We start from the raw sequence: 21,385 nt of genomic DNA, 5'->3' as shown, positions 1-21,385 counted from the left end.
CCCCCTGCCCCCCACGTGACGGATCAGCCCTTGGTGGAGCCCGCGAGCAGGCCGCGCACGAAGTACCGCTGGAGCGAGAAGAACACGATGAGCGGAATGATCATCGAGATGAACGCCGCCGGCGGCACCAGGTACGCGTACTGGCCGTAGTCTCCGGCCAGGTTCGAGATCGGGTACGTCAGCGGGTACGTCCTGTTGCTTCCGAACACCGCGGACACCAGCAGGTCGTTCCACACCCACAGGAACTGGAAGATCGCGATCGAGGCGATCGCCGGCAGCGACAGCGGGATGATGATGCGGAAGAACATCTGCGTGTGGCTCGCTCCATCCACGCGCGCGGCCTCGAGGACCTCGCGCGGGATATGGGACACGAAGTTGTGCAAGAGGAACACACACAGTGGCAGCGCGAAGATCGTGTGAGCGATCCACACTCCCCCGAACTCTCCGGCGAGCCCCAGGTTCTCCGGTCCGAGGATGCGCAACAGCGGGATGAGCGCAAGCTGCAGCGGCACCACCTGGAGCGCGAAGATCATCACGAACAGGAAGTTCGACCCCTTGAAGGGGATCCACGCGAACGCGTACGCGGCCATCATGGCGAGGACGACCGGGAAGACCACGGAGGGCACCGTGACGACGATCGAGTTGATCACGTTCGCGAGCAGCGGCGGCGCCGTCGAGCTGTCCCCGAACGAGTTGAACAGCACGTAGTCGAAGTTCTCGAACGTGAGCTCCCCGTCTCCGAGGACCGTCCACCACGGGTCAGTGCGGTAGCGGTCGCCCGGCACCAGGGCGTTCATGAACAACGCGATGGTGGGGATGGTCCACACCATGGCGATGACGATCGCGGCGGCGGTGGCCCACGGTGAAGTGAGGTTCTCCTTGGCCTTCTTGGAGCGGCTCGTCGCCTTGCCCGCCCGGTCCTTGTCCTCCGTCACCGGTTGCTGGATAGGAGGCTGCATGGAGGTGCTCATCAGCGGTTCTCCTTCACCTTGTTGAGCGAGCGGACGTTGTAGATCACGATCGGCACCACGAACACGAACAGGATCACCGCGAGCGCCGCACCGAGGGACTCCCGGTTCTCGACGAAGCTCAGCACGTACATGCGGTTCGCGACGATATCCGTGGAGTTGCGTCCCTGGGTGACGGTCCGGACGATGTCGTAGACCTTCAGCGCCATGATCGTGATGGTGGTGAGCACCACCACGAGCGTGCTGCGGATCGACGGCATGGTGATCGACCAGAACCGCTGCCATGCGTTGGCGCCGTCGAGCGAGGCCGCTTCGTTGATCTCTGCCGGGACGCCCTTGATGGCGGCAGACAGGATCACCATTGCGAAACCGGTCTGGATCCACACCAGGATGATGATGAGCCAGAACGTGTTGAGCGGATCGTCGGCCAGGAAGTTGTAGGGGTCGAGTCCCACGAGCGAGCGGAGGGCGTTGAGGATTCCCGTCTGCTCCCCCACCTGGTCGTAGTCGTACATGATGTTGCCCCAGATGACCGAGGCTCCCACCAGCGAGATGGCCATGGGCATGAACACCAGCGACTTCAGGACCTTCTCGCCCTTCGCGCGGTCGATGAAGACCGCGTAGGCGAGGCCGAATCCGGTCGACAGCAACGGCACCAGGATCATCCACACGAACGTGTTGAGGATGGTGCGCAGCGTGCCGGGATCGCTGAACGCGAAGCGGTAGTTGTCGAGCCCCACGAACTGCATCGTCGTGGTGTAGATGCCGGTGTCAGGGTCCGGTGCGTCACTGATGGTGTTGAACGACAGCCAGGTGGTGTCGATCGCGGGCCAGATCAGCCCGACGCCCAGCAGGATCAGCACCGGCGATACCAGTACGAAAAGCGTGATCTTCTCGCGGAACCTGCCCTTGATGAGGTCCGCGCCATACATGACGAGCACGACGATGATCAGGAAGACCACGATCGCGACAGCGCCGAACAGCAGATTCGAGCTCTGGGTGGCCCAGAAGTCCCCGTCCAGCCCGGAGGCGGGGAGGATGCGAGGCCCGGACAGGAGCACCTCAGTCGACGTCATCGTCGACTCCTTTCACGTCGTAGGGCGGGGCGGGCTGGCCCCCACGCATGTCGCGTGGGGCCCAGCCGACCAGCTCAACTATGCCGGGTCACGGCCATGCGTTGTCGATATCCGACAGCACCGTGTCGAGCGGAGTGCCCGATACGTAGTCGTTGATGCTCGTCCAGAAGGCCGAGGAACCCACCTGTGCCGGCATCAGGTCCGATGCGTCGAAGCGGAAGATCGTGTCCTCACCCTGAAGGATCTGGATCGACTCCTGCCCGATCGGGCTCGATGCGTTGGCGGGGTCCAGGCCATTGTTGGCCGAGATCACGCCACCGATGGAGACGCGCTCGTTCGCCCAGGTATCGGACGAGAGGAAGGCCTGCAGTGCCTGCGTGGGCTCTTCCTCGTTGAACGCCGCCACGAACTCGCCGCCGCCGGTCACCGCCGCCGGGTCGTCCGCATTGATGTTGGGCGTCAGGAAGGCCCAGATGTCGCCGTCCTCGGCCACATTGGTGCCCTCGGGCCACTGTGCCTCGTAGAACGAGGCCTGGTGGTGCAGCGAGCACGAGTCGTTGAGGATCTCGAGTCCCGCCTCCTGGAACGCGGTGTCCACGATCGAACCCGAGTCACCGAGCCCGCCGTTGACGTAGTCCGAGTCGAGAGCGATCTCGCCGAAGGACTCGAACGACTGCCTGATCTCGTCGGACGTGAACTCGAGGTCGCCGGCCACCCAGGCGTCATACGCCTCGGGACCGTGCTGACGCAGGACGAGGTCCTCGATCCAGTCCGTGCCCGGCCAGCCGGTCGCGGTGCCCGACTCGAAGCCGATGCACCAGGGCTTGTAGTTGGCGCCCTCGCCGCCGGTCTCCGCCATGGTCTCGGTGAGGGACATCATCTCGTCCCACGTCGTGGGAACCTCGTAGCCCTTCTCCTCGAACTCGCTCGGGGAGTACCAGACCCAGCCCTTGACGGACGCCATCAGCGGCGCCGCATAGAACGTGGTGCCGACGGTGCCGTAGTTCTTCCAGTCCTCGGACCAGAACTCGTCGACGTTCGCGGCGACGGCCTCGGGGGCCGCGACCACCGCTCCGGTGCCGACCACGCGCTGCAGCAGCCCGGGCTGGGGGACGATCGCGAGGTCGGGGGCGTTGCCGCCCTCCACGCGAATGTTGATCTCGGTCTCGAACTCGTCCGAGCCGTTGTAGGTGACGTCGATCCCCGTGCAGTCCTCGAACGGGACGATCGACTCCGCAAGCTGGTCTGCCTCGACGCCGGAGATGGTGCCGTAGAGCTCGACCGCCGCGCCTTCGTGGGTTCCGTAGTCGGCGTAGTCCTCGCAGCCGGCGGCGACATCGCCGCCGCCGCCGTCGTCGGAGCCGCCCGTGGCGCTCGTGGTGACGTCGTCGGCGGGCTCGTCGTCACCGTCTGACGAACAGCCCGCCAGCACAAGACCCGCGGCGGCGATGGCCGCGATGGGTCCGATGATGCTTCTTCTCATGCGCAACACTCCTCCTCGTTGAGTACTGCTCCAACAGACCGGGTGCAGGGTCTGCCCGAGCCAAGCGCCGCTTCGTGTCCGCGTGAGGCGCGAACATCGACGTAAGCGCTTGCGGTCCCACACTATGCAGGGATGTCGCTCCCGGCAACAGGACTGGGCAACGTCACCGAATCGTGACATTCACCACCGTTTCGATATGTGCTCACAAATCCTCGATCGGCAGGTGCGCGGACAGGTCCGAGCGCTCCCCGGACGCGTCGACCTCGCCCGCCGCGACCGCATCGGCCCACGTCACCCGACCGGTCACGAGTCCCAACCACACGACCGGGCTCATCTCCACCACCGCCGGAGGGGTGCCGCGCCGATGCGAGGGCCCCTCGATGCACTGCGTCGCGCCGAAAGGCGGCACCCGCACCTCGAGCGCCTGGCCGGGCGCCCGCGACGCGAGCTCCTCGAGAGTGAATCTCACGGCGGTCGCCAGCGTGGTGCGGTCGACGGTGGGCGCGGCGTCCTGGGCGATGGCCGCGCTGGGCTGGTGCAGGTCAGGCTCTCGCGTCGACGCGCGCCAGTTCCGGACCGCGGCACGGCCCGCCTGGGAATCGATCCGGCGGCGCGGGGTCTTCGGGGTAGCCATGGATCCAGGGTGGCACAGGGCCGATGCGCCCGGGCCGGCCCGCTAGGACAGGAGCTGGTAGACCTCGACGTCCAGCAGCACGAACTCGGGTGCGGCGCCCGGCTTGACCGTGTGATCCGCAGTGAACAGCCCCGCCTCTGCATCGTGCTCCAGCACGAGGAACTCGACGGTTCCGGACACGTCGTCGTCCACGGCGAGGATCAGTTCGTCCGCCGACAGTCCGTCCGCCACCGACTCCGGATAGCGGAGCCGGAGCGTCACGCTCTCGGTTCCGCCGCTGGAGCTGACCACGGGACCCAGCCGCGCGGGGTGCTGAGCCCACTGCCCGCCCTCGGACAGGGTCACGTCCAGCTGCGCGAGCGCGTCATCAGCACCTTCCGCCGTGACCGTCACCTCGGCGTCACCGCCGTCGTGCACCACCACCGCACCGTCGATGGTGGGGGCGTCGTCGTCGGCTGCCGACCCCGGGGAACCGGCGGCGTCGTCGTCGGAGCCGGGTCCGTCGGAATCGTCCACGTCGCCGCTCGTAGGACCGGCGGTCGGGCCGGCGTGCGAGGGCTCGGCACTCGCGGTGGGGCTGGACTCGGCGGTCGGGCTCGTGGACGTCGTGTCCTCATCCCCGGTCGCCGCGCACCCGGTGAGGAGCACCAGCGCCGCGAAAGCCAGAACTGCCCGAGCGCGCATGGTCTCCCCGTCCCGCGCATCGGCCGTGGTGCCGGCGCGCTGGCGCGACGCTAGCCGCGCGTCGCGGGGCGCGTCAACCGACCAGTGACCGAGCCCACACCGGTCAGGCGAAGCGCGCGCGCAGAGGCTTCTCCCAAGCGGCGCGAAGCTCCGCGAGCGGCAGCGAGAACTCGTCCTGGACGTCGATCGCGGGATCGTCGCGGTCCTCGGTGACGCCCAGCCGGATCGCAGGCACGCCGCGCGCCTCGAGCATCGCCACGAACCGGGTCTCCTCGTCGCGCGGCAGGGCCACGAGCACGCGGCCCTGGCTCTCGGAGAACAGCGCCTGGGCCGGGGCGACGCCGTCGCGCTCCACGATCTCGTCGAGGACGATCCGCGCGCCCACGCCGTAGCGCAGCGCGCCCTGCGCGATGGCGGCGGCCAATCCGCCGTCCCCCACCTCTCGCGCGGCGTCGATCAGCCCGTCGCGGGATGCGGACACCATCACCTCGGCGAGGACCTTCTCGGCCTCGATGTCGACCCTGGGCGGGAGGCCGCCCAGGTGCCCGTGCAGCTCCGCGAACCGTGAGCCGTCGAGCTCGGCGGCCGTGGTGCCCAGCAGGTACAGCAGCTGGCCATCCTTGCGCCACGCGCTCGGCGTGGCCCGTTCGACCGTGTCGAGGATGCCGAGCATCCCCACGATCGCGGTGGGATTGATCGAGCTGTCGATGCGGCCCGGCTCGCCGGTGCCGTTGTAGAGGCTCACGTTGCCGCCGGTGACCGGCACGCCCAGCTCGGCGCACACATCCGCCAGGCCGCGAATCGCCTCGACGAACTGCCACATGGAGTCCGGGTCCTCGGGAGAGCCGAAGTTGAGGCCGTCCGTGATGGCCGTGGGCGTGGCGCCGGCGATCGCGACCGCGCGGTACGCCGCGACCACGGACTGGCGAGCGCCGGCGTACGGGTCGAGCTTGGTGAAGCGGTCGTTGGACCGGGTCGCGATGGCGACGCCGCGGCCGGTGGACTCATCGACGCGCACCACTCCCACGGAGTCGGGGCGCGCGAGCGCGGTGTTGCCCTGCACGTAGCGGTCGTACTGGTCGGTGATCCAGCTGCGGTCGGCGAGATTGGTCGAGGACATCAGCGCGATCACGGTGGACCGCAGGTCCTCGCCCGTGGAGGGCAGCTCCAGCGCGGCGCCCGCCGTGTCCGCCTGCAGCGCGTCCATCCACTCGGGACGCGCATACGGCCGGTCGTAGGTGGGGCCCTCGTGGGCGACGGTGCGGGGATCGACGTCGACGATCCGCTGCCCGTGGTGGTCGATGGTGAGGCGCCCGGAGTCGTTGACCTCGCCCACCACCGAGGACTCGATGTCCCACTTGGCGGCGATCTCGAGGAACTTCTCTAGCTTGTCCGGCGTGACGACCGCCATCATCCGCTCCTGCGACTCGGACATGAGGATCTCGCCCGCGTTCAGCGACGGGTCGCGCAGCAGCACGTCGTCCAGCCACACGTGCATGCCGCCGGAGCCGTTGCTCGCCAGCTCCGAGGTCGCGCACGAGATGCCCGCGGCGCCCAGGTCCTGGATGCCCTGCACCACGTCCGCGCGGAACAGCTCGAGGCAGCACTCGATGAGCACCTTCTCCATGAACGGGTCGCCCACCTGGACGGACGGACGCTTGGCGGGCACGCCGTCCTCGAAGGTCTCGGAGGCCAGGATGCTCGCGCCGCCGATGCCGTCGCCGCCCGTGCGCGCGCCGAACAGCACCACCTTGTTGCCCACGCCCTCGGCGGAGGCCAGGTGGATGTCCTCGTGCTTCATCACGCCCACGCACAGCGCGTTGACCAAGGGGTTGCCCTGGAAGCAGCTGTCGAACAGCGACCCGCCGCCGATGTTCGGCAGGCCCAGCGAGTTGCCGTAGGAGCCGACGCCGCTCACGACGCCGTGCACCACGCGGCCGGTGTCGGGGTGGTCGATCTCGCCAAAGCGCAGCTCGTCCATCACGGCCACGGGTCGCGCGCCCATCGCGAGGATGTCGCGCACGATGCCGCCCACGCCGGTCGCCGCGCCCTGGTGGGGCTCCACGTACGAGGGGTGATTGTGGGACTCGACCTTGAACGTCACGGCCCAGCCGTCGCCGATGTCCACCACGCCCGCGTTCTCGCCCATGCCGACCATGAGACGTTCCCTCATCGCCTCGGTGGTCTTCTCGCCGAACTGCTTGAGGTGGATCTTGGAGGACTTATAGCTGCAGTGCTCCGACCACATGACGGAGTACATCGCGAGCTCCGCGGCGGTGGGGCGGCGGCCCAGCAGCTCGACGATCTGCGCGTATTCATCCGTCTTGAGCCCGAGCGCCGCGAACGGCATCTCCTGATACGGAGTCGAGGAGGCCTGCTCCACGGTGTCCAGGGCGTGATCGGACGGGCGGGCGGGGGCGTCGGTCATGAGATCCCTTGGGTGTCGAGGCGGCCGGGGCGTATTCCCACAGACTACCGGCGGGCGCGCACGCCCACCGAGCCCGCGCATCGGCCTCGCTCCGCACCCAGCCCCTTGACTGCGAACCACTCTGTGCGCGACGCGCCAGCGGAAAGGGACTGTGAGGGGGTTGGCGTCCGCGTGTCGGTGGAAAAGCGGTTCGGAGTGTTGGCCAGCACTTGCAGGCGGCCGATGCGGGGGCTGGGCTCGCCCTCGCCGTCACCCGATCGCTCAGTCGAGCAGGTCCGCCACGACCTCGCGCGCGTCGCCCAACAGGCTCGTGTGGTCGCGGCCGGGGGCGCGCAGGTGGAGGTGGTCGAGGCCCTCCCACGCGTAGCCGCGCACGCCCGGCACCCTGCCCAAGCGATCCCCCAGGCCCTCGAAGGCCTCGGAGCCGAGCTGGGACTCCGCGGAGGGCGACACCCACAGCACGTGCGTGTAGCCCTCGTGCCGGGAGGTGCCGATGTCGAGCAGCACGGCGGCGGCGCCGGTGCTCGGGCGCGCGTCACGAGAGGACGCCGCCCCGCGTCGCCGGCCGGGCAGCTCCTCGTGAGCGGAGGCGACCTCGGGCGTGAAGGAGTCGGCATCGTGCGCAAGCTCGTCCGCGAGGTGCTCGAGAGCACCTCTGCGCTGAGCGTCGGGGCGTGACCGTGCCATGTCTGCTCCTTCGGCAGTGGGGGACCTTTCCATAAGACCTCACCTGCCCCGCCGATGTGAAATCGGCGTGAGGAATCAGACAAACAGCACAACCTGGGCGGCTCGCTCGCGGGGCCGAGCGATCGCGGGACGGTCGGCGGGCGGGCCACGCCGCTCCCCTAGACTGGGCGCGAATCGGCGCCGGTACGTTCGGCGCCGCCCCCCGCACCCGCATCGGCCGCACTGCCGAGGCCAGACGTGGAAGGACCGCACGTGAGCAACTACGCCGGCGACATCACCCCCCAGGAGGCCTGGGAGATGCTGACCTCGAATCCCGATGCGCGGCTCGTCGACGTGCGCACCGAGGCGGAGTGGCGGTTCGTGGGCGTGCCCGACACGTCGTCGACGGATCACGAGACGCTGTTCATCGAGTGGGTGAGCTACCCCGACGGCCAGCGCAACTTCCGGTTCGTGGAGCAGCTGAAGGACGGCGGGCTCGAGCCCGGTTCCGAGGCCCCGGTGATCTTCCTGTGCCGCTCGGGCCAGCGGTCGATCGGCGCGGCGGTGGCGGCGACCGATGCGGACATCGGGCCGTCCTACAACGTGCTCGAGGGCTTCGAGGGCGCGGTGGACGGGGACGGGCACCGCGGCTGGCAGGGCTGGCGCGCGGCCGGGCTGCCCTGGCGTCAGGGGTAGGAGCCCACCCGGCGCCCGCTCGCCCTTTCGCCCTTTCGCCCTTTCGCGACCGAGCAGCCGGATCAACTCAGGCGGGTGCGAGCCCCTGTGCGGGGCCGTTGACGGGGGGACTCAGTTCGTCCGGCCCGTCGGTCACCCGAACGGGTGATCGGCCCACGGCCCATCGCACGCGCCCGCGATGCGCACTTCACCGGCGGGCGCGTTCTCGTGCATGGACGACGCGGCTTCGAGATCGCGGTCGACGGTGAACGTTCCGTCGGGCTGCGCGTGGACCAGCGGCAGCGAGGCCCCGGCGCCGTCAGCGTCGCTCGGCGCGGCGAGAGTGGCCGCATGGAACTCGCCCCCGCTCACCACCGTGACCGTGACATCGGCGTTGTCGAGCCCCTGGTAGTCGTAGGCCTGCATGGGGCTGAAGGTCACGGCACGCGTGACCGTGAAAAAGCCTTCGCTGCCGTCGTCCCACGTGAACTCTCCGCGAGCGGAGACGCGGAACTGGTACTCGTCGTGCTCGCCCTCGCCGAAGACTCCCGGGCCGTAGCAGGCGATGTCCATCTCGTGGGTCTCGCCCGCGGCCTCGAGCACGGCCGTGCCCGACGCTGGCACCTCAAGGCCGTGCAGAGCAACCCATCCATCCTCGGCTGTCGTGGCGCCGCCGGCCGGAGCGCCTGCTCCATCGTCGTCTGCGCCCGAGGCGTCGTCAGAGGCGGCGGGAGCCTCCGAGCCCTCGTCACCCTCCTCGGCCGCGACCTCGACTGGTGCATTCGTCGGGTCCGCTGCGGCTGGGTCGTCGTCGACGGCGCACCCCGCCACCAGGGACAACGCCAACACGCCAAGTGCAGCACGCGGGATGGTCAGAGAACCAGTCATGGGGACGCCTTTCCGATCGTGTGGGTGCGGCGGCGCACGCCGCCCGGACGTCAGAGTAGGCAAGCCGCCACAGTCCCGCGATAGCCAATACTTGGCCATGCAGTGGTCCGGGCTGGAGCGTCGCCGGCTCACCGGATTCGGGCACAAGTCGGTGGGGCACATGGCCCTTGCGGCCGATGCGCCCGTCGCCGCGGAGCCCGCAGGCATCGCCCGCCATTCGGAGACCGGCCTCGCGCCGTCGCGCACCTCCGTGCACGAGCAGCTCGACCTGGGCGTCGGTGAGCTGATCTACGGCCTCGGCGAGGGGTTCGGCGCATTCGTGAATTACGGCCAGGCGGTGGACATCTGGAACGCGGACGGCGGCACCAGCTCCGAGCTGTCATCCAAGAACGTCCCGTTCTACCTGTCCTCGCGCGGCTATGGGGTGCTGGTGAACCAGCCCGAGCACGTGTCGTTCGAGGTGGGCTCCGAGGCCGTGGAGCGCGTGCAGTTCTCCGCCGCCGGTGAGGCTCTCGAGTACCTCGTCTTCGACGGCCCCACGCCGCGTGACGTCATCGACCGCTACACGCGACTCACCGACCGCCCGCACGTTCCCCGACCCGGAGGGCATGCTCGCCCGCCTGTTCGCCGAGGCGATGAACGCGGGCTACCTGGTCAAGCGCGCCGACGGCACCGTATGGCAGTGGGACATGTGGCAGGCGGGCATGGGACTGGTGGACTTCACCAACCCCGATGCTCGCGCGTGGTTCAAGGACCGCCCGCGCGAGATCATCCGTCAGGGCGTGGACGCGCTCAAGACCGACTTCGGCGAGCGCATCCCGACCGACGTCGTGTGGCATGACGGCTCGTCCCCCGAGACCATGCACAACCTCTGCACGCAGCTGTACAACGAGGCCGTCGCGGTGACCAAGACTTTCGCCGAGCTCAAGAACACACTGATGCCCTGCCCCTACACCGCGGGTGCCGATGCGGCGGCCAGTGGAGTGTCGGCGGCGCGCCACGACCGGCCGAGGGCGCGACGGTGCGCGTCCACCGCTGAAGCGCCCCTCCCGCTTCGGGAGTCGCGCCACACCTTCCTGCACCCGCGCGGTGTGAGTGGTGGGGCGTCCGTCGATCAGTCTCTGCTCGCGAGGATCGCCCGTGATCGTTCGACATCCTCGGCCGCCTGGGCGATGAGCTCAGTGGTCGTCGCGAAGACCTGATTGGCCCGCAGTCGCGAGACGAACTCCACCTCCATTCGCGTGCCATAGAGCGAGCCCGCGAAATCATGCAGATAGATCTCGATTCGCCGTTCGTTCACGTCTGCGAACGTGGGGTTGTCGCCCACGGACGCCGTGGCCTGCAGGCGTGGCCACTCCCCGACGCGCACCCACGCCGCGTAGATGCCGTCGGCTGCTGGCGCGGCGCCCACGGCGTCGGCCAGGTTCGCGGTGGGGTAACCCAGCAACCTGCCCCGAGCATCGCCGGGCACGACCACGCCACTCATCCACACCGGCGGCCGTGACGGCGCTCGCGGGACAGTGACCACCACGCGGCCTACGCTCCGTCGATGGAGCGATAGCGGCTGCCGTGGAAGACCAGTGGAAAGCGCTCGGGAAAGTGATCCACCTCGACCACTTCGTAGAGAACGATGATGTGGTCACCCCCGTCGAAGGAGTCGTGACGGCGGCACCGCAGGTGGAGCGCCGCCCCACAGATATGGACGGCGCCACAGTCACGGGACTCCCATGACGCATGGGCGAAACGCTGGTCACGAGGGCCCGAGAGAGAGCGGCTGATGACCTCCTGATCGGCGCTGAGCACCGACAGGCCGACGTGCTCCGCGCTGCGCAAGTGCTGCCATGTCATGGAGGTGCGTGCCACGGAGATCGACACGAGCGGAGGGTCCAAGGACACTGACGTGAAGGAGTTGACCGCCATCCCTACCGGCGCGCCGTCGACGAGCGCACACATCGCCACCACTCCGGAGGGGTACGCCGCGAGTGCGGAGCGCAGTGCCTTGCCTTCCAATGCTGCCTGCGCCTCGTTGCGCTGGCCGTGCTCGATCGTCACGTCGACCTCCCGTTAGTCAACTTTGTATAGTCAAGTCTAGTCCGAAGAGTGCTATATGTAAAACAAGAACAATCACAACTGCACCGATAGGCTCTGCCCCATGTCCTCTATGACTCGTCTTGTCGTCCTCGGCGCCGTGTATCAGTTCCAACCTGTGCATGGGTACTTTCTGCGGCGCGAGCTCATGACGTGGCATGTGGACGAGTGGGCCAACATCCAGCCCGGCTCGATCTACAACGCGCTGCGCAGCCTCGAGCGCGACGGCTATGTCGAGATCGCTGGCACCGAAGTCGACGGCAATCGACCTGCGCGGACCACCTACCGGATCTCGCCTTCCGGCACCACCGAGATGCTGCGCATGCTTCGCGAGACGCTGTGGAACGTCGCGCCGTTCGAGACTCAGGCCGCCACCGCCATCGCCTCCTTCATGTTCATCCTGAGTCGCCAAGAGGTCCTCGCCGGGCTGGAGAACCGTGTCTCCAAGATCGACGCGATCATCCAAGAGAACGGTTACAACGTCGAGGACACCAAGCGCTCCGAGACCACGCCGTCCTACGTGCGTGAGATCTTCGAACTCTCGACGCACCGCCTCCGCGCCGAACAGGAGTGGGCGCGTACCCTTGCGTCGCGCGTCAAGGAAGGCGAGTACTTCTTCGCGGATGAGGAACAGGGCCCACGCGTTCGCAAGCCTCGCTAGCGGCATGCTCATGACCGTCAGCTCCCGGCGACGAAGCCCTGCCCCATGACCTTGTCGACGGCCCCGACGGACAACTGCGCACCTTGTGCCCCCCAGGCAGTCGTCGCCAAGGCCCCTGCCGCGTTCCCTCGGCGCACCGCCGCGACGTCATCCAGTCCCGCAGCCCGCGCCGCCGCATAGGCGCCGCAGAAGGCGTCGCCCGCTCCGGTGGTGTCGACCGGGTCGACTCGTACAGCGGGCACCGCGACGACGTCCCCTCCACGGTGAAGCTCCGTCCCCGCTCCGCCGCGGGTCACGACGACCGTGGATGGGCCCGCGGACGCGATCTTCGCTGCACCGCCGAGCGCAGCAGCCTCCGACTCATTGACGATCACCACGTCGGCATGTGGAAGCAGTGCTGCGACGCGGTCAGTCACGGGAGCCGCGTTGAGGATGGTCACCGCGCCACGAGATCGACCTGCGCGCAGGGCTGCCTCCACGGCCTCGACCGGCACCTCGCATTGCACCAGCACCACACCCGCGCGAGCGACCGATGCGGCGGCGTGACTGGGCGTGATGGTGAGATTCGCGCCAGGGGCGACCACGATCGAGTTCTCGGCGCCGGGCAACGCATAGACATGTGCGCTGCCCGTCGGAGTTCCGGTGCTGGTGACGACCGCCGAGTCATCGACGTCCTCGTCCGCCATGACCGAACGAAGAGTCCGCCCGTCCGCATCGTCACCGACCGCACCGCACATGACAACCCTGACGCCCATCCGCGCTGCGGCAACGGCCTGATTGAGCCCCTTCCCGCCAGGGTTGCGACCCAGGCTCGTCCCAAGAACCGTTTCACCAGGAGCCGGGAGCGCCGCGAGCGACACCAAAGTGTCCGCGTTGGCGCTCCCGACCACGCACACAGTGCTCTGCGAGGTCACTTGTGTACGACCTGCATTACTCGTGGTGGCGGAAGGCCGCCGCGGGATGGTCGGAGGGAAGGTCAGCGCTGCCGGAACCCGTGAGCCGTTCACGCAGCGTCGAGCCCTCGTATTCACGCGGCGCGACGCCGCGCTCGCGCAGGATCGGAAGCACCTGCTCTACGAAGTCGACGGTCGAGGCCGGCGGCACCACTGGAGACAGCAGGAAGCCGTCGAGGTCGGCCGCATCCGCGAGAGCACAGATCTCATCCGCGATGTCCTCTGCTGAGCCGAGCACCGGGCGCGCGCCCACGCCGTGCGCATGCCAGCCGCGGAGCACATCGCCGACCGTCTGGTCCGCGAAGCGCGCGACCTGCGTCTGCGACAGTTCCGTGTGCAGTTCCTTCATCGGAGTGGAGGGGTCGTAGGAGGATAGGTCCAGACCAGTGAACCAGGCATACGACGCGACCGTCACCTCAGGATCCTGCGACTCCACCACCTGCTGGTAGCGGCGCTGGGCATCATCCTTGTCGGTGCCGATCACGCACGAGAAGGCCGACATGATCTTGACCGCGTCTGCGGCACGCCCGGACTCCACGGCCTGCTCCCGAATCGCCTTGGTGTGACTACCGAGCTGTTCCGCACTGCCTGAGCCGACGAAGATCGCCTCTCCGTGCCGGCCGCCGAACTTGCGGCCCGCCTGGGACGCGCCTGCCTGGAACAGCACTGGAGTCCCCTGAGGCGACCGTGCGGTGTTGCCGTAGCCGTGAGACTTGAAGTACGGGCCGTCGTGCGCGATGCGGTGCACCTTCGAAGGATCGGCGAACCGTCCCTGCTTGTTGCGCTCGAGCGCATCCGGCTCCCAGGCACCCTCCCACAGGCGATACGTGAGCTCGACGAAGTCCTCGGCCATCGCGTAGCGCTCATCGTGAGCAACCATCGGACGCCCGAACGCCTCCACCGCCGTCTCGGCCGTGCCCGTGGTCACGACGTTCCACCCCAGCCGCCCCCCGGAGAGCTGATCCAGGGTCGCCATCTGCCGGGCGAACGCATAGGGCTGCTCGAGCAGAATCGAGCCGGTCACCACCAGCCCCAGGTTCTGAGTTTCGGGAATCAGCGTCGCTGCCACGATCGCGGGATCGAGGCGAGGCAGGTCCAGACCCTCGACCGAACAGATGTCGGGGCGTGTGCCGTTCACGTCCGCCCAGCCCCAGGCGTCCGCCAAGAACAGGAAGTCAAAGCAGGCATCCTCGGCGATGCGCGCCACGTCACGCCAGTAGGCCGGATCGTCGAAGTGGTCCCGTCGGTTGTCAGGATGCCGCCACGTCGCGGTACCCGAGTCGTTGGCCTGCGCGTTCTCAAACAGACCAAAATGCAGCTTCTTCACAGTTCTACAACCTTTCAAATCTTGTGTTGGTGAGTGCGATGACTAGCGGGCGGTGACCTCTCCGTCTACCCACCACAACACTCGGCGACGCACCACGGCGAGAGCCATGATGAGCAGCACGCCCAGTTGTGCGAGCAGTACGATCGCCGCCCATGTGACCTCGAGATTGGCCTGGGCAGCGGCCGTGGTCACCAGCGATCCCAGCCCCGCCTGAGTCCCGGCGGCGACGAACTCGGCAACCGCGGCTCCCACCACCGCCAGTGGCAGTGCGATCCGCAGGCCCGCGAAGACGTACGGCATCGAACCCGGGAAGCGCAGCACGCGGAAGACCTCCCAGCGATTCGCGTGCAGGGTGCGCATGACTGCGAGAGCTCCCGTGTCCACGCTTCTGAGTCCCGCGAGAGAGTTCACGAGCATGGGGAAGAACACCACGAGCGCGGTGACGATGTATTTGGGGACCATCCCGAATCCGAAGGCCACGACCAGCGCTGGCGCGATGGCGACGATGGGCGTCACCATCACGATCACGACCAACGGCATCAGTGCCCGCTCGACGACCTCGAACTCGGCCATGATGACAGCGACGAGGAATCCTGCCACGACGCCGCTCGCGGCTCCGACGAGCACCTCCTGGAACGTCACGAGGAAGTTCGTGAAGTACATCCCGGGGTTGCCGACCAGCGTGCTGATGACGGCATCGATCCTTGGCAGCACGTACGGATTCGCGATCGCCACCAGCTGCCACAGTGCAGCCGCGGCGGCGAAGGCGATCACGGGTGGGAGCATTCGCGTGGGTCGCAGCGTGCTGCGTGCCACCCGCTTCACCCGTGCGGCGGCGACGTCACCAGGAGTGGCCGCCGATGTGAGGGCCGTATCAGCCATGTGTCTCCTCCATCACCGAATGCAGGGTCTGTCGCACGTGGCCTTCGAGGTCACGGAACGCATCGGTCGCATACGACGCCTCATGTCGGGGTCGCGGAAGATCCACGTCGATGATCTCCGCGATTCGGCCGGGGTGGGCAGACATGACCACGATCCGGTCGGACAAGACGATCGCCTCCGGCACCGAGTGTGTGACGAACATGACCGCCTTCCGGTTCGACTGCCAGAAGTCGAGCAGCCCCAGCCTCTGCTGGTCGCGGTTCATCTCGTCGAGAGCCGAGAACGGCTCGTCCATCAGCATGATGGCCGGGTCGAAGACGAACGCGCGTGCGATGGCGACACGCTGCTGCATGCCGCCGGATAGTTGCCCGGGGAATTTGTGCAGCGCACCGGCGAGCCCGAAGGACGTCAGGATCTCCTCAGGATCACGCAGGTCTCGACCACGGTTCGCACGCGAGTTGACCGACACGGGAAGTCGCACGTTGTCGATCACCGACCGCCAAGGCAGGAGCGCAGGCGACTGCGGAACGAGGCCGATCAGCTTGTCCCGTGTCGCCTCGACCACGGGCTCATTGCCGACCGTGACGGTTCCCGCGTCTGCCTGCTCCAGACCGGCGACGATCTTGAGCAGTGTCGATTTGCCGCAGCCGCTGGGACCGATGACGGACACGAACTCGCCCAAGCCGATCTCGAGATCGATGCCGTCCAGGACATCGACACGACGCTCGCCCTGACCGAAGGACTTCGATACTCCGCTCACGCGGACGCCCGCACCCATCGTGAGGCCTGCGTCCACTCCTGGCGTGTCCACCGTCACGACGCCGGCCATGCCAGCTCGTCTCCGTCGTACAGGTCAGCGACCAGGTCCACATCCATCATGTCTTCGAGGGCTGGGATCTCGCTGATGTCACCGTACTTCGCGACGATCTCGAGCTCCGGCTCCCACATCGCGTGGGTGTGCACTCCGGGGTTGCCACCAGCGCTGTTGCGCACCCACTCCGACTCGACCGCCCACGTGCGCGCGAGCTGCTCACGGGGAAAGGCGTCACCCTGGTTCGCGTCTTTCGCCATCTCGGCGAGCGTGTCCAAGCAGTCATCCTCCTCGTCGAGGCAGTACTGCAGAGCATGCAGCGATGCCCGCATGAAATCGGCTGCAGCCTCGGGGTGTTCCCGCAGGAACTCACCGTTGGCCTCCATCACGTTGTACGTCCCGGAGACGCCGACATCGGCCGGGAGGAACTCGGTGAACGACTCGTCCATCGCGCGCAGCGTCTGGGGCTGGTTCGAGGCATAGCCGACGATGGCGTCGACCTGGCCGCGTGTGACGACGGTGGGGTCGTAGTTGGTCATCTTGATCATGTCGACCTCGCTGCTGTCGACATCGGCGGCGTCCAGCATCGCCGAGGCGATCGGGGTCAGGTTGATGAAGTACCCGAGACTTCCACCCTCCAGGTCCTTCAAGGATTCGATCTTCTCGTTGGCGAAGATCGAGAACGGCGGCTCCGTGCCGTAGGTCGCGACCGCGACGAGGTTGTCGTTGTTCGCGGCGGCGAGAACGACGTCGGATGCGGATCCCAGCGCTGTGAACTGGGCCTGCCCAGATCCGACAAGCTGCTGGCCGTTTGCGCCCGAGGCGTTTATCTCAACGTCGAGACATAGGGCCTCGAAGTAGCCGAGGTCGTCGGCCAGGAAGACGTCCATCTGCCCCGCACTCGCCGAGTATCCGTATCCGGATACGTAGACGATGGTGCCAGCGTCGCGATTGCGCTCACAGGTCGATGCGTCGACCAATACGCCGTCGGGCACGTCTCCCTCGGCCGCGTCAGATCCATTGGAATCCGAAGCGGAGCATGCGGTCAGGGAAGCGGTGAGGGCGGCGAGTGCCAGGGCTCCGGCACCGATATGCCGCGCGCGCCTCGTGGATACGATTGCCATGTCGGGTCCTCTCAAGTCAGCTCATCGTTGAACGACTCGTGCACAGTAACTTAGTCAAGATTGATTGTGCAAGTCCTCACGTATCTGTGTCTTGTGGGCGCATGAGGCACATGGCTGGGGACGCATCCGAACCCTTGGCGACAGCGACGGACACGGCGGGACTTCACCGATTCCCGGCCGATCCGCAGTCCACGGTTCGCCTCGACCGACCCCGGCGATGAATACGGCCAGGGTCTGCTCGACGATTTCGAGGCCGAGGCGACCAGCGCTGGGGCCGGCCACGCCCGCGTGGGGTGTGGCGCGTCGAGGATGCTGGCTCATCCGCCAGCAGCGGTGATGGTCTGCATGCCGGCGTGCATCACGATGGCGCGGACCGGTGCAAGTCGACCAGCGTCCCCCTCGACCCATCGACCGAGCGGGGTTCACCCCCTCTGGGGCGGCGCTACCACCACAGCTTGGTGACGGTGACGCCCTCCCCGCCGGACCCTGGCCACGTGCACGCGAAGCCGGGCGGCGTCCACGACCAGGAGAACGCGACCGACGACCCTGTCGCTCGCGACGGTGCCGCATCCTCGGCGGTGCAGGCGGTCGTCATCTGTCGCCACCCGAGCGCGCCATAGAACAGGGCGGCGGTGGCCACGAGGGTCACGATGAGCAGCGCCACCGCCACGCGCACCAGCCAACGCGTGCGGCTGGCGACCAGATCGGGGGACATCCGGACACTCTGCCGCACCGCCGCAGTGGACTCAAAATTGCGAACAACACCTACCGCCGGCGCCCGGCGCGCCCGGCCTCCGCTCGGGGTCCGCGCGCGCCGCTACCCTGATTCCATGACAGCACAGGACCTCCCTCGCGGCCTTCGCCCGGACACTCTCGCGCTTCACACGGGCATCCACCGGTCCGAGGCCAATGAGATGTCGGAGGGCCTGTACCTCACGCAGGGCTACGCGTACGACAACGCCGAGCAGGCGCGTGACGCGTTCGCTGGCGACATCGACATCTACATGTACTCGCGCTACGGCAACCCCACGGTGACGGCGTTCCAGGAGCGGCTCGCCGCGATCGAGGGGGCCGAGTCCTGCTTCGCGACCTCGACCGGGATGAGCGCGGTGTTCGTGTCGCTCGCGTCGATCCTCGGCCAGGGCGACCGCCTGGTGGCCTCGCGCGCGCTGTTCGGCTCGACGCTGCAGGTGTTCGCCAACTTCTTCGACAAGTGGGGCATCGAGATCGACTACGTCGATGCTCATGACAACGAGGACTGGGAGCGCGTGCTCGCCACCCCCGCCAAGGCCGTCTACATCGAGTCGCCCACCAACCCCATGCAGGACGTGGTCGACATCCCGTTCGTGGCGGCGCTCACCAAGCAGGCGGGCGCGCTGTTCATCGTCGACAACGTCTTCGCCACGGCGATCGGCCAGAAGCCCCTCGAGCTCGGGGCCGATGCCGTGGTCTACTCCGCGACCAAGCACATCGACGGTCAGGGCCGGGTGCTCGGCGGCGCCATCCTGGGCTCGGCCGAATACGTCGACGGACCGGTCAAGACCATGGTGCGCCAGATGGGCGCCACGATCTCGCCGTTCAACGCGTGGGTGCTCGTGAAGGCGCTCGAGACGCTGTCGGTACGGGTGGAGAAGCAGGCCGCGAGCGCGATCGAGCTGGCGCGCTGGCTCGAGGCGCATCCCAAGGTGTCCGTCGCGCGCTATCCGCTGCTGCCCTCCCACCCGCAGCACGAGCGCGCCGCCCGCCAGATGACCATCGGCGGCACGCTCGTGACGCTCGATCTCGCGGTGGGCGACGGCGTCGACGTCGCGGGGCCGGAGTCGCAGGCCGCGGCGTTCCGCTTCATGAACGCGCTGCGCCTGTTCACCATCTCCAACAACCTGGGCGACGCGAAGTCGATCTCGACACACCCCGCGACCACGACGCACAACAAGATGACGCCCGAGGCCCGCGCGTCCGTGGGCATCTCCGAGACCACCGTCCGCCTGTCGATCGGCCTCGAGGACGTCGAGGATCTGCGGGCCGACCTGGAGCAGGCGCTCGCGCACGTCTAGCGCACGCCGCGAGTCATGACCAACGAGCTGCCCCCGCCGGCCGATGCGGGGGCGGGGGGCGCAAGCGAACGAGCCGGCGGTGGGGGGCACCTCAGTGACGACGATCGCAGGGCGCGCCGCGGGCGCGGCGGCGGCGCCGCGCCCGCTCCCTGGCAGCCCACCGCGCCCACGAGCCAGACCCTGGAGCTGCTGCGCAACCGGCTGCCGCTGTCGATCCGGCTGATCGGCCGCAGCTCGGTGCCGGGCGCCCTGCTGGTGCTCTCGATTGCCGTGGTCTTCATTGGCATCGTGCCCTTCGCCGCCAAGCTCCAGCTCAACGCGGCGCAATCCTCTGGCGAGGTGATCCCCGTCGGCAACGCGGTGGAACTCACGGTGGCGGACGACTGGAGCGTCGACTCACAGGACGGGCGCGCAACGGTGCTGTCGAGCGGCAGCTCTCAGGTCGTGATCGTTCCGGCCTACGAGGAGTCGCGCTCCGCGAACGCGGTCGCGACTGCAGAGATCTCCGTGGTCGAGGGGGACCAGACCGGCTCGTGGGTGACCGGCGAACCGGAGGCGTTCACCACCGAGCAGGGGGACGTGGGCGTCACGATCTCCGCCAGCAGCGAGACCAACGCTCGCCAGGTGTGGGCGGTGAGCCATGAGGGACTCACCACGGTCGCGGCGCTCTCCACCACCATCGAGAGCTGGACCACGGCGGAGCCCCAGGTCCAGGCCATGATCGATTCGATCGTCTTCGCGGACAATGCCGCCCGAACCGGAGCCGGACCATGACCGCGCGCGAGCCTCAGCCGCTCACCGTGTCGCTCTCGGCGCTGCCGCGTCTGACCCCGCGCACCCCCTCCTTCGTGGACGCGCGGTCGTGGGTGTTCTGGGTGTTCGTCGGGCTCACGGTCTTCGGGCTCGTGCGGTGGGCGCCGCTGGTCTTCGCCGGCCTGAGCGGCAACCCCACCACCGGCGTGCTGTCGGGGATCCTGTGGCTGCTGTACGGCTTCGCCTTCCTGGTGCTCCTCTACCGGCTCGAGCTCTTCGAGCGCCGGTCCCCGACCACGGTCATCGGGGCGTTGCTGTGGGGAGCGCTGGCGGGCCCCGGCATGGGGGCCATCGCCGCACCGGCGATGCACGACCTCGTGGCCGGCGTCATCGGCACCGACAACCCGTGGGTCTCGTCGTTCGCGGCCCCGCTCGTGGAGGAGCCCCTCAAGCTGCTCGGGATCCTGGCGCTCGCCCTCATCCCCGGCGCCAGGGTGCGCTCGGCCGCAGACGGGCTGTTCTACGGCGCAGTCGTCGGCCTGGGCTTCCAGATGTCGGAGGGCTTCCTCTACACAGCCACCTTCGCTGCGGACGGCGAGACCGGCACCGTGACGGCGATGTTCCTGCTTCGGGGCATCATCGGCGGGCTATGGAGTCACGCGACCTTCGCGGCCATCGCGGGCGCGGGGCTCGGGTACTACTTCAACGCGACGGCCCGGAGACGCCAGCGCCTCGCCGTGCTGTGCGGCACTCTCGCCCTGTCCATCGCGGTGCACGGGTTCTTCAACGCGCCGGTGCTGGGCGCGAATCCCTACGTGAGCTCGGTCGTGAAGGGACTGCCGGTCCTCCTGCTGTTCTTCATCGTGCTGCGCTGGGCGCACGTGCGCGAGCGCCGCACGTTCGCCGGCCTCGCGGCTCATGTGGTGCCCGACGATCTGGTGAGCCCGGGAGACTTCAGCACGCTGGCGACGCGTCGCGCGCGACGCCGCGCCCGCCAGTGGGCGCGCCACCGCGGCGGCTATGCGACCGCCCGGGCGCTCAAACGACTCCAGGCGGCCCAGCTCAGCCTGCTCACCGCGGCGCACGAAGACGGCTGGGGGTCGCCGCGCACCATCGAGCTGTCGCGCGACGTCCGCATCCTCGCCGTGACTCTCGATCGCCGCCAGCGGGATTCCGATCTCCGCCGCTGACTCCCCTCGATACCCAGCACGTCCAATCCAGGCGACCTGA

The 21,385-nt window shown here is 68.2% G+C and carries 21 protein-coding genes and 1 pseudogene; 6 read left to right on the top strand and 16 right to left on the bottom strand.

Annotation, left to right across the window (positions count from 1 at the left end; translation table 11 throughout):
- Positions 1-23: 23 nt before the first annotated feature.
- From ACNI14_RS10800 to ACNI14_RS10770, 7 genes are all read right to left on the bottom strand, one after another.
- Positions 24-971: a carbohydrate ABC transporter permease gene (locus ACNI14_RS10800; protein ID WP_420520036.1), complete on the bottom strand. Its 948-nt coding sequence runs from the start codon at positions 969-971 to the stop codon at positions 24-26.
- Positions 971-2,044: a carbohydrate ABC transporter permease gene (locus ACNI14_RS10795; protein WP_420520035.1), complete on the bottom strand. Its 1,074-nt coding sequence runs from the start codon at positions 2,042-2,044 to the stop codon at positions 971-973. Before ACNI14_RS10795 ends, ACNI14_RS10800 begins: the two co-directional genes overlap by 1 nt.
- A gap of 88 nt (positions 2,045-2,132) precedes the next feature.
- The gene (locus ACNI14_RS10790; protein WP_420520034.1) at positions 2,133-3,527 is read right to left on the bottom strand and encodes an ABC transporter substrate-binding protein; all 1,395 of its coding nucleotides are present in this window, start codon (positions 3,525-3,527) and stop codon (positions 2,133-2,135) included.
- A gap of 202 nt (positions 3,528-3,729) precedes the next feature.
- On the bottom strand, positions 3,730-4,161 hold the full coding sequence (locus tag ACNI14_RS10785) for a sterol carrier family protein (protein WP_420520033.1): 432 nt from the start codon (positions 4,159-4,161) through the stop codon (positions 3,730-3,732).
- A gap of 42 nt (positions 4,162-4,203) precedes the next feature.
- Positions 4,204-4,845, bottom strand: a complete 642-nt coding sequence (locus tag ACNI14_RS10780) for a hypothetical protein (protein WP_420520032.1) — start codon at positions 4,843-4,845, stop codon at positions 4,204-4,206.
- Between the two features lie 103 nt (positions 4,846-4,948).
- Positions 4,949-7,273 carry a phosphoribosylformylglycinamidine synthase subunit PurL gene (gene purL / locus ACNI14_RS10775; RefSeq protein WP_420520031.1) on the bottom strand — a complete coding sequence of 775 codons (2,325 nt, stop codon included), beginning with the start codon at positions 7,271-7,273 and terminating at the stop codon, positions 4,949-4,951.
- A gap of 261 nt (positions 7,274-7,534) precedes the next feature.
- Positions 7,535-7,960: a hypothetical protein gene (locus ACNI14_RS10770; RefSeq protein ID WP_420520030.1), complete on the bottom strand. Its 426-nt coding sequence runs from the start codon at positions 7,958-7,960 to the stop codon at positions 7,535-7,537.
- A gap of 252 nt (positions 7,961-8,212) precedes the next feature.
- Here ACNI14_RS10770 and ACNI14_RS10765 point away from each other — a divergent pair, with 252 nt between their 5' ends.
- The gene (locus ACNI14_RS10765) at positions 8,213-8,635 is read left to right on the top strand and encodes a rhodanese-like domain-containing protein (RefSeq protein WP_420520029.1); all 423 of its coding nucleotides are present in this window, start codon (positions 8,213-8,215) and stop codon (positions 8,633-8,635) included.
- Positions 8,636-8,767: 132 nt separating this feature from the next.
- Here the strand turns inward: ACNI14_RS10765 and ACNI14_RS10760 are convergent, their stop codons facing one another.
- Positions 8,768-9,502, bottom strand: a complete 735-nt coding sequence (locus ACNI14_RS10760; RefSeq protein WP_420520028.1) for a hypothetical protein — start codon at positions 9,500-9,502, stop codon at positions 8,768-8,770.
- A 241-nt stretch (positions 9,503-9,743) separates the two neighbouring features.
- Between ACNI14_RS10760 and ACNI14_RS10755 the strand changes: the two are divergent.
- Positions 9,744-10,401: pseudogene (locus tag ACNI14_RS10755) on the top strand (TIM-barrel domain-containing protein); the annotation flags it as partial.
- 215 nt (positions 10,402-10,616) lie between these two features.
- Here the strand turns inward: ACNI14_RS10755 and ACNI14_RS10750 are convergent.
- Positions 10,617-10,988, bottom strand: coding sequence for a riboflavin kinase (locus ACNI14_RS10750; RefSeq protein WP_420520120.1), 372 nt, complete (start codon positions 10,986-10,988; stop codon positions 10,617-10,619).
- Positions 10,989-11,038: 50 nt separating this feature from the next.
- Positions 11,039-11,554 (bottom strand): flavin reductase family protein, encoded by a 516-nt coding sequence (locus tag ACNI14_RS10745; protein WP_420520027.1) that lies wholly within the window; start codon positions 11,552-11,554, stop codon positions 11,039-11,041.
- A gap of 100 nt (positions 11,555-11,654) precedes the next feature.
- Here ACNI14_RS10745 and ACNI14_RS10740 point away from each other — a divergent pair, with 100 nt between their 5' ends.
- A complete protein-coding gene (locus tag ACNI14_RS10740; RefSeq protein WP_420520026.1) occupies positions 11,655-12,251 on the top strand; it encodes a PadR family transcriptional regulator in 597 nt (198 codons plus the stop codon).
- A 17-nt stretch (positions 12,252-12,268) separates the two neighbouring features.
- Here ACNI14_RS10740 and ACNI14_RS10735 read toward each other — a convergent pair whose 3' ends face one another.
- The 6 genes from ACNI14_RS10735 to ACNI14_RS10710 form a co-directional block, all read right to left on the bottom strand.
- Positions 12,269-13,141 (bottom strand): ribokinase, encoded by an 873-nt coding sequence (locus tag ACNI14_RS10735; protein ID WP_420520119.1) that lies wholly within the window; start codon positions 13,139-13,141, stop codon positions 12,269-12,271.
- A gap of 40 nt (positions 13,142-13,181) precedes the next feature.
- Entirely contained in the window at positions 13,182-14,531 is a 1,350-nt protein-coding gene (locus tag ACNI14_RS10730; protein ID WP_420520024.1) for an NtaA/DmoA family FMN-dependent monooxygenase, read from the bottom strand.
- 42 nt (positions 14,532-14,573) lie between these two features.
- Positions 14,574-15,413: an ABC transporter permease gene (locus ACNI14_RS10725; RefSeq protein ID WP_420520023.1), complete on the bottom strand. Its 840-nt coding sequence runs from the start codon at positions 15,411-15,413 to the stop codon at positions 14,574-14,576.
- Positions 15,406-16,242, bottom strand: a complete 837-nt coding sequence (locus ACNI14_RS10720) for an ABC transporter ATP-binding protein (protein ID WP_420520022.1) — start codon at positions 16,240-16,242, stop codon at positions 15,406-15,408. Before ACNI14_RS10720 ends, ACNI14_RS10725 begins: the two co-directional genes overlap by 8 nt.
- Positions 16,227-17,348 (bottom strand): ABC transporter substrate-binding protein, encoded by a 1,122-nt coding sequence (locus tag ACNI14_RS10715; protein ID WP_420520021.1) that lies wholly within the window; start codon positions 17,346-17,348, stop codon positions 16,227-16,229. Before ACNI14_RS10715 ends, ACNI14_RS10720 begins: the two co-directional genes overlap by 16 nt.
- 442 nt (positions 17,349-17,790) lie before the next feature.
- Positions 17,791-18,063, bottom strand: coding sequence for a hypothetical protein (locus tag ACNI14_RS10710; RefSeq protein WP_420520020.1), 273 nt, complete (start codon positions 18,061-18,063; stop codon positions 17,791-17,793).
- A gap of 115 nt (positions 18,064-18,178) precedes the next feature.
- Between ACNI14_RS10710 and metZ the strand changes: the two genes are divergently transcribed.
- The 3 genes from metZ to ACNI14_RS10695 are packed head-to-tail and all read left to right on the top strand — an operon-like array spanning position 18,179 to position 21,345.
- The gene (metZ, locus tag ACNI14_RS10705) at positions 18,179-19,402 is read left to right on the top strand and encodes an O-succinylhomoserine sulfhydrylase (protein WP_420520018.1); all 1,224 of its coding nucleotides are present in this window, start codon (positions 18,179-18,181) and stop codon (positions 19,400-19,402) included.
- A gap of 15 nt (positions 19,403-19,417) precedes the next feature.
- Positions 19,418-20,176: a hypothetical protein gene (locus tag ACNI14_RS10700; protein ID WP_420520017.1), complete on the top strand. Its 759-nt coding sequence runs from the start codon at positions 19,418-19,420 to the stop codon at positions 20,174-20,176.
- Positions 20,173-21,345 (top strand): PrsW family intramembrane metalloprotease, encoded by a 1,173-nt coding sequence (locus ACNI14_RS10695; protein ID WP_420520016.1) that lies wholly within the window; start codon positions 20,173-20,175, stop codon positions 21,343-21,345. Before ACNI14_RS10700 ends, ACNI14_RS10695 begins: the two co-directional genes overlap by 4 nt.
- Positions 21,346-21,385: the final 40 nt, after the last annotated feature.

The organism is Demequina pilifera, from assembly GCF_048814985.1.
Classification (GTDB): Bacteria; Actinomycetota; Actinomycetes; order Actinomycetales; family Demequinaceae; genus Demequina.
The sequence above is the reverse complement of the archived record's forward strand: the minus strand, read 5'-3'. Positions and strand labels throughout refer to the sequence as shown.